We start from the raw sequence: 14,952 nt of genomic DNA, 5'->3' as shown, positions 1-14,952 counted from the left end.
TTATATTATTGTTACAATCCGACTTAAGATTGTTCCATGACAATTTTGCTATAGGCGCTTACTGTTAAGAAATAATAAACGATGTAAATTACAGTATAAACACACATGCTAATGAACACCGGCATCATTAAATCTAAACCGCCAAGATTCGATAAAGCTAACAGCGCTACTGAACTATGGGCAACTCCTACCACCAAAGGCATCGCAAATACAAAGAAAATTTGCTTGGCGATGGAGGCTTTGATTTCTTTCTTCTTCACGCCTATCTTGCGTAAAATAATATAACGTTCCCGATCTGCTGTCGCCTCAGTCAACTGTTTAAAATAAATCACGCTGCCAGTTGCCAGCAGAAAGACCAGTCCAAGAAATCCGCCCATAAAGATGAGCATACCTGTAGCTTCCATTCCGCCTTTATATGCCGCATAGAATGAAGTAAGCTGCGCCTTCTCCGGAACAAGCTGCTGGATTTTTTCCGTCAGTTGTTCAGTATGTTGTTCATCCTGCACATTATATGCTTGTATTGTTTGAACATTTTCCGTCTTGCTTACCTCATTGAACAGTTCATCACTTACGACTACGGTAAAACCAGCCAGTTTTGCGTTTATTATGAAGTATGTTTTATAGTCGGTGAATGTCAGCTTTTTAGTTCCCTGCTTTGTCTCGAATAGGGCCGTTTTCCCTTTATAATGTGAGGAAAGGCTTTTACTGTATTCTCCGTCTATCGCAATAGCTTCATTCATGCCTGCTACATGAACCGTATCCGATGTTCCCATTTCTTTTGCTAATCGATTGAATGAGCTCTCGGATAGCAAGGTCAACCTGTCCTCATCAGAGAAAAATGCGGACGGTATCATGCGATCCAAATCGTCCAAATTTCCTTTTACCTTCACAACATCAACAGCAACATCGGAAATAATGGAATGACCGGGCGCATGTAAAATCGTTTCTTTTACCTTCTTATCTACCTGTTTATCCTGTGAGATATAAGCATAGCTGAAAGGCTGAGTATGCTTGGCTTCCCCTTCATTTTTATAATAAAAGCTGTAGCTTGTTCCGATGGCACATAGCGTAACAGCACTCAACAAAGCAATAATGGATAGTGTACGGGCATGCCCTCTGATCCTGTATAACAGTTGCGACGTACCTACCATGTTCATTCCGTTGTAGTAACGTTTTTTGTTTTTCTTTGATAGCTTTAACAAATATACAGCGAGCGAATTGAATAAGAAATACGTACCGATAATAACGCCGGAGAAAATAAGCACAACATTCCTTGTAAAATGACCAAGCCAAACGTTTGAAGAAATGTCTTGCAATGCAATCCAGTACCCGGTTCCGATAAAAATAATCGCCAGCAGAGCCACAAAAAATGATGCTTTGGGCGTGGCTTCCCCTTTTTTCTCCGCCTGGAAGAGCTCAATCAGCTTAAAGCGGTAAATGAGCCTATATCCTTGCAACGAGGTGAACAAAATAATAACCGCGAAAACAAGAACGGTATTAATAATAGCCTTTGGTGCAATAGCGAATGCTATCGCAATGTGAAATCCCATCAGCTTCATCAGAAGCATAACGAATAGCTTGGAGAGCAGCGTACCGATGAAAATCCCTACCATGAGCGCAAGTAAGCCCATCACAAAGTTTTCATAAAATAGCATTCTGCCGATTTGTTTTTTGCGTACGCCAAGCAATGAGTAAAGACCAACTTCCTTCTTTCTTTTACGTGTAAAAAAGGAATTGGAATACCAAATAAAAATGGTGACAAAAATCATGAGAACGACCGATGCCCCGTTAAAAACGGTCCCGATTTTCATCGAACTTTCCGCCATAGCCAGCACCTGTTCATTATACTGGAGCGACACAAACGTAAAGTAAATGACAATACTGAAAATCATGGAGGCAAAATATAAGAAGTAATTATAAAAATTTCTTCTTACATTTCTTCGGGCAAGACTAAATAATGTCATTTTTCCCACCTCCGAGAACGGACAGCACATTCAGTATTTTCTCGAAGAACTCCTTGCGCGACTGATTACCTTTTGCTAATTCAGTAAAAATCGCCCCATCCTTTATGAAAAGAACTCTCTTACAATAGCTTGCCGCAAAAGCATCATGCGTAACCATCATGATGGTAGCCCGCTCCTGTTCGTTCAAGCCGCTTAAGCTTTGCAGAAGCTCAGTTGCGGATTTTGAATCAAGCGCACCTGTGGGCTCATCCGCAAAAATAAGACTCGGCTTGCTAATAATAGCTCTTGATGCCGCTGTTCTTTGTTTTTGCCCGCCGGAAATCTGATACGGAAATTTCGACAGGATTTCCTTGATGCCGAATTTATTAGCGATTTCCTCTACTCTTTGCTCGATGTCTCTGGCACTCACCTTTGCCAGTGCAAGCGGAAGCGCTATGTTTTCCTTTACCGTAAGCGTGTCTAATAGGTTATAATCCTGAAAAATAAAACCGAGCCGTTCCCTTCTAAAGGAAGATAGCTCGTCCTCGCTCATTTTCACGACATCGCTGCCATCAATCATAATTTCTCCCGAGGACGGCTGATCAATCGTCGATAAAATATTTAAGAGTGTGGTCTTCCCCGCACCGGAAGGTCCCATAATACCGACAAATTCGCCTTCCTTTATTTGCAAATCAATCTCCTGAAGTGCGGTATACACATTGCCTCTTGAGCCATATATTTTCTTTATTTTCTTTGCATATAATACGTTTTTCATTCGGCTTCCCTCCACATGATTAGTATTCGTTACGCGGGTCTGCTTTAGGCATCAGGAACACAACGGTCTGCTGCCTACAAGAAAATCTCCAACCACGCCGATTACACATTCTATTGTAAGAAAAGCCCATATACCATTCCATTGTTCAACCTTACAAAGCCCAGCCCCATTCTTACATTTATGTCACATCAAAATAACTCAACGGTTTCGGAAAATGAATCATCAGCTTCGTATATTGCCCTTCTTCCGATTCGACGCTTATCGTATGGCCCAGCTTTATAGCTAATGTTCTCGCCAAATATAGACCAAATCCGGTGGATTTCGCATATACACGTCCGCTGTATCCCGTGAATCCTTTTTCGAATACGCGAGCAATGTCTTCAGCTTTGATTCCCACCCCATTGTCTTCGATAACAAGCATTTTCTCTTTCTCATTTTCATAGCCTGTAATCGTTATGGCTCCCCCTTGATCTGTATACTTTAAGGAATTGGACAGAATTTGATCGATAATGAAGCCCAGCCATTTCTTATCGCTAAGTATTTCCATATCCAAATCGGCCATTTCACACTTTATTCTTTTACCAATAAACATTTTCGCTTGCTTTTTCACGCTTTCTTTTACTACTTTTTCCAGGTTGCATTCGCTAATCACGTAATCTTTCATAAACGAATCCGTTCTTGAATAGTACAATACCTGCTCGACAAATCCGTCGATTTTGTCCAATTCATCTTCAAGCTTATCCAGCACTTCATCCATCGGCTTGCCAATGCTGTTATCAATGATTAACCTGCTTGCCGCAATCGGCGTCTTTATCTCGTGTATCCATGTAATAAAGAAATCCCGATCCTCTCTCTTCCTCTCATGCAACGCTTCAATCCGGGCATTCTGCTGTTCGTATACTTGCTTCAACAACAGGATAAAAACCTGCTGTTCATTCGTGTTCGCTTCCGGTAGAGCCGAAATAAAATCTTCCTGCCGGCTTGTGATTATTTCATGAATAATCGTGTAGAAATTCCGCTGATATAAAAAATCCCAGGTCAAATACAGGCAAAAGAAAACAACGGACACGGCGTTTATGTATATAATATTATCTGCACTAATGTTCACCGTTCCGTCCAAATACATCACAGAAGAGATAAAGGCCATAAGAATAAAATAAAATATGATGAGATATTTTCTGTCCTTTATGTAAGTGGATGGTTTCATATAATAATATATCCTTGTCCTTTTTTTGTTTTGATGAAGTCATCCTTGCCTACATCCTTTAGCTTCTTGCGCAGCCTAGCGATATTTACGGTTAGCGTATTATCGTCCACAAAACTCTCGTCTTCCCAAAGATTTCTCATGATTTTATCCCTGCTCACAATGTTTCCGTTGTTCTTCAGTAGAAGATAAAGAATTTTGAATTCGTTCTTGGTTAATTCGATTTTTTCCTCTCCACACCGAAAATTGCCCTCCTGCAAATTTAACACGATCCCATCATGCTCAATCACATTCGATTCCATATTCGTATACGAGTAGGTTCTGCGCAGAAGAGCATTGATTTTTGCCATGACAACATCAATATAAAAAGGCTTTTGAATAAAGTCGTCGCCTCCCATGTTCATCGCCATCACAATGTCCATTCTTGTGTCCCGTGAGGAAATAAATACGATCGGAACTTTCGATACTTCCCTTATTTTATTACACCAATAAAACCCGTCATAAAAAGGCAGATTGATATCGAGTAAAACTAAATCTGGTTTATACTGCACAAACGTAGCGAAGACGTCGCTGAAATCTTCTTCACAAAAGCCGTCGAAACCCCATTTTTCTACGTTTTCCTTTAGCACATCCCTAATCGTTTTATCATCTTCAACAATTAATATTTTCAGCATATAAGGCTCCTTTTCTGCTAAAGTAAGTTATTATGAGTATATCTTTCTTTTATTTTCGCCAAAATCGAACAGAAAGAAGAGGTACAATTCGTCAATCAGCTAAGCCTGACTGGCTACTGCCACAAATGCATAATTAATTGTTAATTGTAATACTGTTTACTTATTTCTATATATAATATAAAAATTAAAGAAAGAATTTACCTGGAACATGAGGAGTGGTACAGTGTTTCCAAATCTTAATCCGCTTAATACAAATACTAAAACAAAGAAAAGGAAAATGTACATTCCTGTAATAACGAAATTTTGGCTTAGTCATTCTATCGCCTTTTTATGGATGGGTTTTTCCATTTATATGTCGACACCCTGGCTCAAGGATTTATCACACATTATTTCGTTTCCTGCAGCCCTGTTAATTATTATGGGAATTGCATATGTTCCAGGATATATGAGCGCTTTTCTGGTTGCGAGTCTGGCCCTTGACCGACAGCCACCGTTCAAAAATGAATTTCCGAACGATCCGATAACGGTTCTCATAGCCGCTTACAATGAAGAGGAAAGAATATTTAACACGCTAAAATACCTTTCGGTTCAAGACTATCAAGGTAAAATCAATACAATTATTATTAATAACCGTTCAACTGATAATACAGTTTCGGAAGTTCTCAAGGCAAAACAAGAGTTAGACCTGAATATTGACATTATTTATGAAGATAATCCCGGAAAGTTCCATGCTTTAAATAAAGGACTACAGCATGTCACTACTCCGTATGTAATTACACTGGACGCAGACACATTGTTGCATCCCTCAGCAATTCGTTATCTTGTAGCCCGGATTAAAAGCAGCCCTGAGAATATATGTGCAGTAGCAGGCTCTATTCTTACCAAGAACAGTCGGGAAAATATATGGGCTAAAATACAGGAATGGGACTATTTCCTGGGCATCGCTTCTATTAAAAGGCTGCAAGGCTTATATCAGGGAACACTTGTAGCACAGGGAGCGTATAGCTTATACAAAACCTCGTGCATCAAGGAAATAGGGGGATGGCCTGATGCCATTGGCGAAGATATTGTTCTAACCTGGAGGCTGTTACAAAAGGGATGGAAGGTTTATTTTGAGCCTTTGGCAGTCGCTTTTACAGAAGTGCCTGTTCGCTTCAAACACTTTGTTCGTCAGCGCTCCCGCTGGGCCAGGGGAATGATTGAGGGACTCAGGGAGATTAAACCGTGGGAACAATCCCAGGTATACACAAAATACTTAACCTTTATTAATTTGCTTATGCCTTATCTGGATTTCACCTACACATTCTTCTGGATTCCCGGACTTATTCTCGCATGTTTTGGTCATTATTGGGTTGTTGGACCCATGACCTTGCTTGTTTTGCCGCTTACCTTAATTAGCTATAGCCTACTTTATTTCTTTCAAAAGAAATATGTTTTTAAGCCGTTGAATTTACGGGTCCGCAAAAACTTCCTTGGTTTTCTTCTGTTCGTTCTTTTTTATCAAATGATTATGTCACCTGTTTCAACATATGGATATATACAGGAAATGTTTAAGTTACAAAGGGTATGGAAGTAGTTATCAGACGCATAGTAAAGCCCCGCCATCCAATTGGACTGCGGGGCTTCATCATTTATTCCTTCTTCGCATTCCCGGTATACCCCGATACTATGCCAACGCCGATAACGGTATAACTAACAAGATCCAGTCCGACATCCCACAGGCCTTGTGGGACAACGATCCCTTTTATACTCAAAACCTGATACAGCAATCCGCTAAAACCGGCCCACAGGAACGGGTCTTTCAATCGTTCTTTCATTAGCTGTTCACCTTCTTCATCCCGGCCGCCACGCGCACCTCATCTGCAAGCCGACCTATTTCCTTCTTTTCGTCCTGACATGTTGCCATGTTCCATCTATCCTGTAGGATACGGATAATTTTGTTGGCATCTTCCGTTTTCATCAACTGCTCCTCCTTCGGTTGAATAGGCTGTGGCGCTGCTGGCTTTTTTACTGGTACGTAGGCAATACCGATCGCTGCTAATACACCCTTACCAATGGCTTCCGCCAAATCAAGCAAAAAAGCAGCATCGCTCATCAATGCTGCTTCCTTCGGATTCGTTATGAAAAAGCACTCAAGCAAGGCTGCCTTGGCCCTGACCTTCAGGACTGCCAGATTGGTTCGTATTTTAATGCCCCGATCCTTTAATCCATGCTGCTGCAGGAATGCCTTCACTGCGGTATGCAGCACCTCAATCTGACCATTCTGCGAATAACAAAGCGTTTCATACCCGTTTGCTGTCGGATCGTTGCTAGCATTCATATGCAAGGAAAGGAAGAAATCTGTAGTTTTGCTGTTGCTGAATCGCTGGCGCGCTGCCAGGTCTTCGTTTTTATTTGTTTTCAGATTCGTCGCATTCGATAATGAGCGTTCACTGTTCCGGGTGAGAAAAACGGCTACTCCATGGCGGGTCAGCACATTCTGTACTAACTGCGCCAGGCAAAAGGCGCGCTCATGCTCCTGTAAACCGTTTCCGCAGGCTCCCGGGTCGGGAAGCCCATGTCCGGGATCGATAACTACCACTTTACTCACTGCTCCGTCCCCCGTTTCAAATATTTGATTTCAACCCAGACATCCTTCACATTGGCCTCCAATGTAGCCAGTCCATGCTGAATCTTCTCCAAAGTTTCTGATGTTCGTTCGTAGCTTTCATTTGTTCTCTCAAGATGGGCCATCAGCTTAGCCTCACGCTCTTTGCTTTCCTGCTTTTGCTCGGCAATAAGGTCCTTCAGCTCCTGTTCCCTTTCCTTATTCTCCCGTTTTAAATCCTTAAAAATAAAGGCTACGGCAGTAATGGAGACAAGAAAAAGAACGACGAAAAGAATGCCAAAGGCGTATTGTGATTCTGCAATTTGCTGCGCTGTTTTTACATCTGGCATAACATCCTCCTTACCGCCTTTTCGGCGTGAACATAAAAAAGGAGCCGCAAATGCGACTCCAGACAAATATAAAAAGCTTGGAATATATGATTTTTCGGCTCACGTTGGATTCCTCGTTTAAAATACGTTATACACGTTTTGACACGTTTCAGCTGTTGGCTCATAAAAGCAGTGAGCTTTAAAACGTCCCACGAAGGGTTGATTATACCACTCCTCAGGACACTCGCCCGGCGGTCTAAAATACCATAAGCTATATTTTCCAGGCCAAAAGCTTTCTCCATTAATCACCCGACGAGCCAAGCGCCTTTCGTTTTCCCTTGCCCTTTGATAAAAGTAACCGTGTGTAACAGCCTCGAATGCATGCGGTTGATAAATCATTTGCGGAATGGTACGAAGTCCCTTAAAATCTGAACAATTCGAACGTACGCGGTTGATTCCTACGTTTCCGACAAGCAGCATGCCCAAGTTCCCTTCCCCTTCAGCCTCTGCCCTAAGCAATCTTGCCAAAAGGTTAATATCCGAGTTAGTGGCTTTTACAACTGCCATGACTTCACCTCTGTCATCTTTTTAACTGTATACTATGGCCTTTCCGCTGGGTTGGTGACGATAGAGGGAGCATGGTTTTTAGATTTGCTTAGGCCGTTTTACTTTAGTCTGAAGAGTTTTGGAAAAAAACCTCCTATTGAGAAGCATTTATGCAGTCTCTGTAGCCAGATGACCACAACCGAGCAATTCTAATTGTCTTTTGACTTCTGCCTTCAATGTAGCCAGAACATCATTGTAACTGATTTCCTCGTCGATAATGAACGTTACATAAATCACTGTAATACAGTGGAAACATTATATTACCTCCCGAAAAAGAGCGACTGACAAGAAAAGACGAGCGAGTTTATTCCTCATCTTCTTTCAGTAGCTCCTTTACTTTGCCTTGAATGCTTTCTGGAACATCAGTGATTTGAATGTCACCGTCCCTTATGGCATTTACATAGACCTTTGCAACCGACATTATTGTCCTCCCTTTATAGCCTCAAGCGCCTCGTACAACTCCATAATAGCGAAGCTGTTGTCCTTGTTGCGCTGTTTTTCCTTGGCTAATTCCTTTTTGAGAACCGTGATTTCTTCCTCTGGTGACATTCCTTCTTTTGGGAACACGGTCTCAAATTCTCCTAAAGAACCATCTTCATTACGTGGGCGGATCTTCAACTCTCCCATTAGTTAATCACCCCTGCAATTTTTGTAATGGCAGCCGATGAATTTAAGGCATCAGTGCGCGTCTCTGTCAGTTTGATGGTCACGTTTTGTCCAGATGTTTCTACACTGCCTATGAACTGGTCCTCATCAAGGGCGTGTGATAATTCCGCTGACGTTTTCTCCATCGTGATAAAGGACTCTGGCTGTCCAACTGCTACAATAGACAAATCGCCTTTGATCTGCAGGTCCCCCTTCTTCCGCTGAATCCAGGCCACCAAACCTTTCATTTCTCCTTTTGGTGGTAGAATCATATACCGGGACTGTGAAACCTTTACCGGTACTATCCGGGGCGTTTGGTCAATCGCCATTCGTTTTACAGTCACACCGCCCTTGTTATCAAGCGCTTTTAGTTCGACGATGTTTTCTCCATCTCGTAAACGACCTGCTGAAATAGAAAAAGACCATGTTTCCCCTTGCATGGCAACAGGTTGGAATGGTCCTTGATTTAGCTTGTATTCCATTGTTACGGTGTCGCCTTCGTCTGGATCATTTACCGTTCCACTAATAGTAACCGTATCGGTCGGAACAATATTGGTTAACGGTTCCAATGGGTTGATACTAATAAGTGGGTTTCGGTTAGGTACAACCATAAATTGACGTGTAATGCGGGGTGATTCTGCGCCGCTGTCGTCCTTGGCATACACCGTGAAACTATGGACCACATCTTTGTTCAGCTCTGGTGTAATTGGGTTGCCTGCTGCATCGTACAATCGACCATTCTTAAATGTGACGGTGTAACTGATCGGTTGTGGCGTTCCAGTCGATGTGGTAACCAGGATATTCTTTTCCGATTCTTCATCAAACTTCAACTTTACAATAAGCGCATTTCCTGCATTCACATCGTTCGCGCTACCAGAGATGATAAGAGAATCCCCTTCATACAGCGTTTGATTGTTTGCAGTCGTGACTTCAACCGTTGGCGCACTGTTGATTTTAAAGTTAATCGTCTGCGTACTAACGTTCCCGGCATTGTCCTTAGCTGTCACTATCAGTGTATAACTTCCGCCTACCGTAATTGGTGTGCCGGATGTAAAGGCGTTTCCATTCAATGTTGCGGTGCAGCTCTGCAAGCCTGAGCCGCCTGTATCTGTTGCGGAGAAGGTCGGCGTAACCGATGTATAGGTTTGTCCTTCTGCAACGCCTGATACAGAGATAGTAGGCTTCGTTTTATCGATGGTAATGGTCCCGGTGTATGTCACCGTGGCAGTACCGCCATTCCCGTCTGTTGCGGTGATTACGACATTTGAATACTGTCCTTGTGACAAGTCTGATACAGGCCATGAGAGTGTCCATCCTCCAGATCCCTTTACAGTTGTTTGTTTAGTGATACCTGCTATGGTTGCACGAATAGTTACAGTATCTCCATCCGGGTCATTTACGGTTCCAGATAGGCTGCAAATACCTTCGGATAAGATTATATTCATAACCGAATCCAGGGCGGCTGTTGGTACTGAGTTAAAAATGCTTTGTGGGATAGAAGATGCAGGAATTCGAATACCTACCCTCACGTCTTTGCCCTGTGCTTCAAAGGTTATATCTTTGCCCCTGTCATTCGGTGAAAGCTGATACGAAGACGAGCCTTGAACTTTATCCATGGTAACGACTCTAGCAGTTCCATTACTACCTTTATTTTTTCCATCTACATATATATTGATGGGCTTAGGTTCATCAAAAAAGGCATACTGATAAATCCCATTAGATTCAACCGTAAAATTAACGGTTATATTTTTGGTATCTGGATTAAGCGTTATATTGTAAACCGAGCCGTCTCCTGTTCTATCGTAGTTATCTCTACAATAGGCAATAGCATTAGTTATAATGATGGGGGAAGCAGCATAAGCTCTTGCCGGTGACTGGAGATTATCAATCTGTACCCCTCTTTCTTCCAGTTCCTCTTTTGTCCGAACTTCTGCCCGTCCAAGGATACATACATCGGCAACAAAAAAGTCGGTAGATAATGCCCGGTTATCTCCCAGCAACTTATCTCCGACTAATCGTTTCACTATCAACCGTCCTTCATACTCAGCAACAACGATATCGCCATCATGGCAGCCTTCCATCACTTCAACAATCTGCCCATCCCACAACGTCGGCTCCATCGAACACCCGGACACTTCGAGCAACGTACCTGTTTTATACTTCTCGGAAAGACAAATCATACGTCTTGAACACCCCCGGTTTCATCGTTTTGGTTACTGGATCAGGCTTGGAAGGGCTACGAGAAATGATGGCTCCTTTTTTGTAGCTGTTCTGCAGGTGATTCAGAGTAAGCTTATCTCCTTCAACAGCCTGTATGACGACTTCCTCCCAGTACTCATCATCATATATGGTTGCTTCCTCTCCACTTGTAAAAGAATCGTCTATCATAAAGACAGAAAGAGTAATTGGTTCTTGGCTTGCGTTGACAGGAGCGGGAAGCATGGCCTCTGCTGTCTCCCTTCGCATTAGGTGTGGCTCCACACCGTCCATTGTTTCAAAAAATGTCCCTTTTCCTCCTGTAACCCGTCCATCAATTTCCATATAGACTTTCATACGGGCCATTTCTAACTCCATTAACTCTAGTTTCTCATGAGCTAAAAGGATTCCATCTTCCACATGATCTAGGTTTACCTGATTTAATGGTGTTCCTCGCTCGATGATATCCCCTGTGATAGGGTCTCTAATCGTATCTTTAAAACGAATGGGTACGTATCCGGCCATTTATTTCACCTCCAGTTTAATCTCAAGTTCAAAACAAATCACAAAGCCATCGGTACCCTTTTGTACGTTGTGAGTCTTAATGGCTAATTGGTTTCCGGTATGGTCCAACAGCACGGCATTGGTGATATGTCCAGTGTCATTTTGAATGTAGATGTACTTTCGAATTTTATAACCATCTACCAAGGTACGATAAATCGGAAATTCTTTTTGTTCCCCATTGATAGTGACCAGTGATTTTGCGACGGCAGCATCTGCGGCATCGCGAATAACATCTAAGTATCTCGGTTGTATAACCGTTCCTTCAGCCAAGATTTACGCCCCCTCTCCTGTATAGGCTTCTCCACAACGTTGATATGGAACGTCAAAGCTATAAGCATCACCTAAGACGTTTACGCCAGCTTGTGCCAGTTGTCCGTCTTGTACCCCTTCGGTAATAGTTTCACCGCAGCGTCGGTAGGTTACATCAAAGTTTCGTGCATCCCCGCCAACGATAATAGGAGTTGTCATCGTTTTTGCTACCGCTACCGCTTGATTTACATGAACCGGTCGTATATATTCAAAATCCCTATAAAGATGAACAAGATTGATGGCTTCATCCGCTGCATATTCAAACAAAACTTCTTTCTTTAGAAAATCTTCCGTAACATCAAGTAGTTTTCCAGACTGTGAACCCATAAGCCGAAGAACAGGAAGCTTAAACGGGCGCTTGGCCCACCGCTTTTTTCGTATGGCTTCTCTTCGCTCCGCAAAACTACCAGTTTGCACCTTACGAAAGTAAATCCATTCCCATACTTCCAGCGCATAGGTCGCCCGCTGGAGAATGAATTGGTCCCGCAGCTCGTTCGTGATTTTCTCGCGGTCATCCATCTCTTTTTCCATGACGGAAAAGTGACGCTCCGCCATGTCGATTTCGTACCAGTATGGCGGCAATGCTTTTCGATAGCGGAGAGGAATCATGATAATACCACCTCAACCTGCAAGATTGATTTCGTCGGTACAATCATATCTTCTGTCTTTCCATTCATCGTAAAGCCGGAATAATTCTCTCCCATATCTACCACAAGAAGCGCGGCAACATAATTATAAACAAGCCTGGTTCGTCCTTCCGCATACGAAAGAATACGTTTTTTAATCTGTTCCGCCAGAACTGTGCGATCTCCGGTTGTTTCAAGCGCTGCCTCAATTCGCAGCGTAAAGACAGGTGCTGGATGGATGGCCAGGTCATGTCCGGCGATCCGTTTATCCTCCCACATCAAGTCTTTTACGTGTTCAGCAAATTCCAGCGTTATCGGCTGACCATCCATATTTGTGAGGTAAAGATCGATAGAATTGTCATGCCGCTCCTTTTCAATCGCAATCGCTCCGCCTACGCCGGGAACCTCTTTGACCCATAGCTCATAATCCTTGCGCCGCCCGCTTCCTTCTTCGATAAAGGCGCGGTCCAAAAGACGAAGCCTGAATGTATCATCGTCCTCGCCTTCCTTTTTAACCAGTCCATCCGCCCAGCCATGCGCTTCCAGGAATTCGCCATCAGCCCATATGGGAAACGCCTGAATAAAGCCATACGTCCATAATTCCTGCTGTTCTGCGTATTCCTGGGCAATCGGATACCACAAATCATAAAAATATTCCCCTTCGCCTGTCGGCGGCGGGGGTAAGCCACGCTCCTTTGCGATTTCAATCGCCCGATTTACCCAGCGTTGATAAATGTCATCTGGCGTTTCTTCCAAAATAGGCACATAAGGAAGCTTGGGTAAGTCTGTAAGTTTCATAGTCTAATCGCCTCCTCTACCTCTGCCGTCCCGGCAAGCCCAACCAAATGAATTCTCACATACACTTCATGGGCGTCTCGCTCTATGGAAAGCACCTCGGCTCGCTGAATTTCGGGATGGGCGGTCAACGCTTCTTCCATATCCCGCTTAATTTCAACGTCTTCCCATCCCGGCCATTCTGATTTCTCAACGCCAATATCCTCGCTATATACGACATACTGGAAACGCTCGGTGTTGAGGATTTTCATCGCCGTCTGTATCAGGAATTCCGCATACGTCTTGGTCTTGCGCGCGCGGCCATCCTCATCTACAACCGCGCATCGATTGCGAAAATCAAGCATGTACGTCCATTTTTCATTTGAAGCAGCCCCTTCGTATATTTCCGTTTCCTCCATATCGATAAGGTTCATCTCAGGAAACAAAGAAATCGGCTCATCTGTCACCTATCCTCACATCCTTTCCCTGCACATAATACTGTTGTCCAGCCAGCCAAAAGACGTCTAATCAGTCAACCGCCTGGTATTTCTGGCAGCAACATGACCGAACATGTTTATCCTACATTTAACTTTATACATCTGATTTGATAAACCGACACATGTTTGTGGTGGGAGGTAAGAAAAGAAGGAAGGGCAGGAGGGGTCGAAAAAAGACACGCTGGCCTTTCTTTTGCCGTAGCACAGGGCGCATCAAACCTCTTCCTTTTTCCAAATCTCCTGCTTCCAACCACGCTCCCCTGTCAAAATATCAAATGTACTTTATATAGTAATCAATAGTGTCTTCACTGCTCAAAGCTTCACCTTATTGTGCGGCGCTCACAAAATCATCGCCTGTGATTGCTTTGAATTGTGTTACCGTAATCTCACCAAACGGATTTTGCTCCGTTTTTACAGCAAGCCGTAGTTGATCCTTCGTAATCCATTTCAATTTGTATGCTAAGCTCCAAAAATCCATGGCTATTCACCCTCCTTCAATCGAATCAGCTCCAGCTTAACCCTGGCCAATTCCTGCCCTAACGTTTGGATAATCGTATCCTTCTGCATGCTACCAAGTTTCAGCAATGCCATCTCTTGTCCCATTGTAAGCATTGGCGCTTCAGCCTCTTCCCGTTCTTTTTCAATTTGTGAAAGCGGCTTTTCATTAATGATAATCAATCGAATGCACCCCCGAATCCGTTGACAATAACCTGACTGTTTGCTGTGCCTTTTTCAAATATAAATCGTATGTTTACGCCCCATCGTTCGGCGGTCTTCTCCGTATTCGTAAAGAGAAAGCCGCGATTAAAACGGACATGATTCGTTATGTCCTCCCAGGCAGGAGAAGCATCGAAGGCATTGTTACACGCTTCGATTTTCATTGTTGCCCCGTTCGGTACTACCGCATCAAGAGTGACAAGAATTCGTTTGGCGGCAACATCGGTGATGAACGGTTGTTTCAGCTCAAATTCAAGCTTGGTTTCCTGCCGGACAAACGTATAGGTACGTGTCGCTGCCATACCTTTACTGTCAGTCGCTTCGATAACTAGCTTATGCTGAATTCCGGGCTGCAATCGTATCCAGATATCATGTGGAATCGCAATGGTGTTCTCCTGTCCGTCTACGCCCGCGAAGGATCGAATGACCTTTCCGTTGATTTTCTCTGTAACAGTAAAAGCATCTTTCTCTGGTTCGGTCACGGTATATGCTTTGGACGGCATTGC

Annotated in this window: 21 protein-coding genes; 1 reads left to right on the top strand and 20 read right to left on the bottom strand. The window is 43.3% G+C overall.

Annotation, left to right across the window (positions count from 1 at the left end; translation table 11 throughout):
- Nucleotides 1-23: 23 nt before the first annotated feature.
- The 4 genes from HMPREF0083_RS03455 to HMPREF0083_RS03440 all read right to left on the bottom strand — a co-directional run bounded on the left by HMPREF0083_RS03455 (nt 24) and on the right by HMPREF0083_RS03440 (nt 4,593).
- A complete protein-coding gene (locus HMPREF0083_RS03455) occupies nt 24-1,964 on the bottom strand; it encodes an FtsX-like permease family protein (protein WP_021619642.1) in 1,941 nt (646 codons plus the stop codon).
- Nucleotides 1,951-2,718 carry an ABC transporter ATP-binding protein gene (locus tag HMPREF0083_RS03450; RefSeq protein ID WP_021619641.1) on the bottom strand — a complete coding sequence of 256 codons (768 nt, stop codon included), beginning with the start codon at nt 2,716-2,718 and terminating at the stop codon, nt 1,951-1,953. Before HMPREF0083_RS03450 ends, HMPREF0083_RS03455 begins: the two co-directional genes overlap by 14 nt.
- A gap of 178 nt (nt 2,719-2,896) precedes the next feature.
- Nucleotides 2,897-3,925: a sensor histidine kinase gene (locus HMPREF0083_RS03445; protein ID WP_021619640.1), complete on the bottom strand. Its 1,029-nt coding sequence runs from the start codon at nt 3,923-3,925 to the stop codon at nt 2,897-2,899.
- Nucleotides 3,922-4,593, bottom strand: a complete 672-nt coding sequence (locus tag HMPREF0083_RS03440) for a response regulator transcription factor (RefSeq protein WP_148315847.1) — start codon at nt 4,591-4,593, stop codon at nt 3,922-3,924. Before HMPREF0083_RS03440 ends, HMPREF0083_RS03445 begins: the two co-directional genes overlap by 4 nt.
- Before the next feature lie 226 nt (nt 4,594-4,819).
- Here HMPREF0083_RS03440 and HMPREF0083_RS03435 point away from each other — a divergent pair, with 226 nt between their 5' ends.
- Nucleotides 4,820-6,172, top strand: coding sequence for a glycosyltransferase family 2 protein (locus HMPREF0083_RS03435; RefSeq protein WP_040301364.1), 1,353 nt, complete (start codon nt 4,820-4,822; stop codon nt 6,170-6,172).
- A 55-nt stretch (nt 6,173-6,227) separates the two neighbouring features.
- Here the strand turns inward: HMPREF0083_RS03435 and HMPREF0083_RS03430 are convergent, their stop codons facing one another.
- The 16 genes from HMPREF0083_RS03430 to HMPREF0083_RS29255 all read right to left on the bottom strand — a co-directional run.
- Nucleotides 6,228-6,413, bottom strand: a complete 186-nt coding sequence (locus HMPREF0083_RS03430; RefSeq protein WP_021619637.1) for a hypothetical protein — start codon at nt 6,411-6,413, stop codon at nt 6,228-6,230.
- Nucleotides 6,413-7,186: an N-acetylmuramoyl-L-alanine amidase family protein gene (locus HMPREF0083_RS03425; protein WP_021619636.1), complete on the bottom strand. Its 774-nt coding sequence runs from the start codon at nt 7,184-7,186 to the stop codon at nt 6,413-6,415. Before HMPREF0083_RS03425 ends, HMPREF0083_RS03430 begins: the two co-directional genes overlap by 1 nt.
- Entirely contained in the window at nt 7,183-7,533 is a 351-nt protein-coding gene (locus HMPREF0083_RS26110; protein WP_021619635.1) for a hypothetical protein, read from the bottom strand. The genes HMPREF0083_RS03425 and HMPREF0083_RS26110 overlap by 4 nt, the downstream gene beginning before the upstream one ends.
- Nucleotides 7,534-7,650: 117 nt before the next feature.
- Nucleotides 7,651-8,079 (bottom strand): cell wall hydrolase, encoded by a 429-nt coding sequence (locus HMPREF0083_RS03415; RefSeq protein WP_021619634.1) that lies wholly within the window; start codon nt 8,077-8,079, stop codon nt 7,651-7,653.
- Between the two features lie 147 nt (nt 8,080-8,226).
- A complete protein-coding gene (locus tag HMPREF0083_RS29675) occupies nt 8,227-8,355 on the bottom strand; it encodes a hypothetical protein (protein ID WP_021619633.1) in 129 nt (42 codons plus the stop codon).
- 67 nt (nt 8,356-8,422) lie between these two features.
- On the bottom strand, nt 8,423-8,539 hold the full coding sequence (locus HMPREF0083_RS29670; RefSeq protein ID WP_262360593.1) for a CD1375 family protein: 117 nt from the start codon (nt 8,537-8,539) through the stop codon (nt 8,423-8,425).
- The gene (locus HMPREF0083_RS03410) at nt 8,539-8,745 is read right to left on the bottom strand and encodes a hypothetical protein (protein ID WP_021619632.1); all 207 of its coding nucleotides are present in this window, start codon (nt 8,743-8,745) and stop codon (nt 8,539-8,541) included. The genes HMPREF0083_RS29670 and HMPREF0083_RS03410 overlap by 1 nt, the downstream gene beginning before the upstream one ends.
- On the bottom strand, nt 8,745-10,943 hold the full coding sequence (locus tag HMPREF0083_RS03405; RefSeq protein ID WP_021619631.1) for a S24/S26 family peptidase: 2,199 nt from the start codon (nt 10,941-10,943) through the stop codon (nt 8,745-8,747). The genes HMPREF0083_RS03410 and HMPREF0083_RS03405 overlap by 1 nt, the downstream gene beginning before the upstream one ends.
- A complete protein-coding gene (locus HMPREF0083_RS03400; RefSeq protein WP_021619630.1) occupies nt 10,918-11,484 on the bottom strand; it encodes a hypothetical protein in 567 nt (188 codons plus the stop codon). Before HMPREF0083_RS03400 ends, HMPREF0083_RS03405 begins: the two co-directional genes overlap by 26 nt.
- Complete coding sequence (locus tag HMPREF0083_RS03395) at nt 11,485-11,793, bottom strand: hypothetical protein (protein WP_021619629.1); 309 nt, start codon at nt 11,791-11,793, stop codon at nt 11,485-11,487.
- Nucleotides 11,794-11,796: 3 nt separating this feature from the next.
- On the bottom strand, nt 11,797-12,441 hold the full coding sequence (locus HMPREF0083_RS03390) for a DUF2313 domain-containing protein (RefSeq protein WP_021619628.1): 645 nt from the start codon (nt 12,439-12,441) through the stop codon (nt 11,797-11,799).
- Nucleotides 12,438-13,256, bottom strand: a complete 819-nt coding sequence (locus tag HMPREF0083_RS03385) for a baseplate J/gp47 family protein (RefSeq protein ID WP_021619627.1) — start codon at nt 13,254-13,256, stop codon at nt 12,438-12,440. Before HMPREF0083_RS03385 ends, HMPREF0083_RS03390 begins: the two co-directional genes overlap by 4 nt.
- Nucleotides 13,253-13,699: a DUF2634 domain-containing protein gene (locus HMPREF0083_RS03380; protein ID WP_021619626.1), complete on the bottom strand. Its 447-nt coding sequence runs from the start codon at nt 13,697-13,699 to the stop codon at nt 13,253-13,255. Before HMPREF0083_RS03380 ends, HMPREF0083_RS03385 begins: the two co-directional genes overlap by 4 nt.
- A gap of 355 nt (nt 13,700-14,054) precedes the next feature.
- Nucleotides 14,055-14,207: an XkdX family protein gene (locus HMPREF0083_RS03375; protein ID WP_021619624.1), complete on the bottom strand. Its 153-nt coding sequence runs from the start codon at nt 14,205-14,207 to the stop codon at nt 14,055-14,057.
- Nucleotides 14,208-14,209: 2 nt separating this feature from the next.
- Nucleotides 14,210-14,407: a hypothetical protein gene (locus tag HMPREF0083_RS03370; RefSeq protein ID WP_021619623.1), complete on the bottom strand. Its 198-nt coding sequence runs from the start codon at nt 14,405-14,407 to the stop codon at nt 14,210-14,212.
- On the bottom strand, nt 14,404-14,952 hold a 549-nt coding region (locus HMPREF0083_RS29255; protein WP_021619622.1), incomplete at its 5' end, for a hypothetical protein. The genes HMPREF0083_RS29255 and HMPREF0083_RS03370, both read right to left, overlap by 4 nt.

It is taken from the genome of Aneurinibacillus aneurinilyticus ATCC 12856, from assembly GCF_000466385.1.
In the GTDB taxonomy this organism is placed as follows: Bacteria; Bacillota; Bacilli; order Aneurinibacillales; family Aneurinibacillaceae; genus Aneurinibacillus; species Aneurinibacillus aneurinilyticus.
The sequence above is the reverse complement of the archived record's forward strand: the minus strand, read 5'-3'. Positions and strand labels throughout refer to the sequence as shown.

Bases quoted from the DNA above. Each gene is read 5' to 3' on its own strand.
- HMPREF0083_RS03455 (WP_021619642.1), bottom strand. From the start codon at position 1,964: ATGACATTATTTAGTCTTGCCCGAAGAAATGTAAGAAGAAATTTTTAT.
- HMPREF0083_RS03450 (WP_021619641.1), bottom strand. From the start codon at position 2,718: ATGAAAAACGTATTATATGCAAAGAAAATAAAGAAAATATATGGCTCA.
- HMPREF0083_RS03445 (WP_021619640.1), bottom strand. From the start codon at position 3,925: ATGAAACCATCCACTTACATAAAGGACAGAAAATATCTCATCATATTT.
- HMPREF0083_RS03430 (WP_021619637.1), bottom strand. From the start codon at position 6,413: ATGAAAGAACGATTGAAAGACCCGTTCCTGTGGGCCGGTTTTAGCGGA.
- HMPREF0083_RS26110 (WP_021619635.1), bottom strand. From the start codon at position 7,533: ATGCCAGATGTAAAAACAGCGCAGCAAATTGCAGAATCACAATACGCC.
- HMPREF0083_RS03415 (WP_021619634.1), bottom strand. From the start codon at position 8,079: ATGGCAGTTGTAAAAGCCACTAACTCGGATATTAACCTTTTGGCAAGA.
- HMPREF0083_RS29670 (WP_262360593.1), bottom strand. From the start codon at position 8,539: ATGTCGGTTGCAAAGGTCTATGTAAATGCCATAAGGGACGGTGACATT.
- HMPREF0083_RS03410 (WP_021619632.1), bottom strand. From the start codon at position 8,745: ATGGGAGAGTTGAAGATCCGCCCACGTAATGAAGATGGTTCTTTAGGA.
- HMPREF0083_RS03405 (WP_021619631.1), bottom strand. From the start codon at position 10,943: ATGATTTGTCTTTCCGAGAAGTATAAAACAGGTACGTTGCTCGAAGTG.
- HMPREF0083_RS03400 (WP_021619630.1), bottom strand. From the start codon at position 11,484: ATGGCCGGATACGTACCCATTCGTTTTAAAGATACGATTAGAGACCCT.
- HMPREF0083_RS03390 (WP_021619628.1), bottom strand. From the start codon at position 12,441: ATGATTCCTCTCCGCTATCGAAAAGCATTGCCGCCATACTGGTACGAA.
- HMPREF0083_RS03385 (WP_021619627.1), bottom strand. From the start codon at position 13,256: ATGAAACTTACAGACTTACCCAAGCTTCCTTATGTGCCTATTTTGGAA.
- HMPREF0083_RS03375 (WP_021619624.1), bottom strand. From the start codon at position 14,207: ATGGATTTTTGGAGCTTAGCATACAAATTGAAATGGATTACGAAGGAT.